Source organism: Bowmanella dokdonensis, from assembly GCF_017254865.1.
In the GTDB taxonomy this organism is placed as follows: Bacteria; Pseudomonadota; Gammaproteobacteria; order Enterobacterales; family Alteromonadaceae; genus Bowmanella; species Bowmanella dokdonensis.
The window spans coordinates 1-1255 of record NZ_JAFKCV010000038.1; the positions used below are offsets into that span (position 1 = coordinate 1).

The 1255-nt window shown below is 51.6% G+C and carries 1 protein-coding gene; it reads left to right on the top strand.

All coding sequences use genetic code 11. The features are described 5' to 3' along the window. The first annotated feature begins 50 nt into the window (after positions 1-50). A protein-coding gene (locus tag J0A66_RS21405; RefSeq protein ID WP_206575894.1) for an IS3 family transposase occupies positions 51-1219 on the top strand; the annotation gives its coding sequence in 2 pieces (ribosomal slippage) (positions 51-327 and positions 327-1219; 1170 coding nt in all). The last annotated feature ends 36 nt before the right edge of the window (positions 1220-1255 follow it).

Consider the following 1255-nt stretch of genomic DNA (forward strand, 5'->3'; position numbering starts at 1 on the left):
TGATCCGCCCCTGAAAAAGTAGACACCTTAATTCAAGAGGTAAGGTGTTTATGAAAGTCACCACAAAAAGACGTTATTCGATGGACTTCAAAATAGCCGCCGTGCAGAAGTCCATCTCTTCTCCTGATACGGTAGACTCTGTGGCTAAGCAGCTAGGAATTTGTCCTAAAATACTATCCAGATGGAGAGCCGAGTTGACCCGTCCTACCGATACCGCCAAGCCAACTGTCAATAATCAAGGCCCACAAACGAGCTATCAGAGTCTTGAGAAAGAGAATCGTCGCCTGAAGAAAGAACTGGAGCGCGCCAAGCTGGAGGCCGAAATCCTAAAAAAGGCGCAGGCGTACTTCGACACAAAGCTCAAATAAAATACGAGTTTATTGAGGGTTACCGAAGCCCACGCTGGCCGGTCACGCTCATGTGTGAAGTACTGGGCGTGTCCACTGCTGGCTATTACAGATGGCGTAGCCGCGCTCCAAGTGAGCGGGAACAGGTGAATCAGACACTGCTGGCGTTCTTGCTGGAGGCGGCCAGACGGGAAAAGGGCATACCGGGTTATCGCAAGCTCTGGAAGGCGGCTGTCGACCATGGCTTTGACTGCAGTAAAAACCGTGTTCAGCGATTGTTGCAGACGGTGGGCTATCGCTCTTGTGGTGCAACGAAACCAGGCTACCACAAACCCAAGCCCGGCATGCCCGTGTTACCCAACCTGCTCAACCGGGAGTTTACCGTACACCAGCGGAACCTGGTCTGGACCTCAGACATCACTCAGGTTCGTTGTGAGGAAGGATGGCTCTATATCGCTGTAGTACTGGACTTATACTCCAGGACAGTCGTGGGCTGGGCTGCCAGTTGCCTGAACAGTGCAGAACTGGTCAGGTGCGCACTGCAGTCTGCCTGGCAGAGCCGTAAGCCAAATGGCAGCCAGTTACTGTTTCATTCTGACCAGGGGTGCCAGTACCGCAGTGAACAAGTGATGAGCTGGCTACATCAGAGGCAGGTGACTATCAGCATGTCCCGCAAAGGTAACTGCTGGGACAATGCTTGTATGGAGAGCTTCTTCGCTCAGATGAAAAAGGAATGGCTGAGCTCCCAATCAATCCAGACGCGTGAGGAAACCCAGTTACAAGCCAAGTGGTATATCGAAGAGTATTACAATACAGTAAGACGTCATGGGACACTCGGTGGAGTCAGCCCCATGGCATTTGAAAAACAATAGTTTGCAACCCGTGTCTACTTTATTGGGGGCAGATCA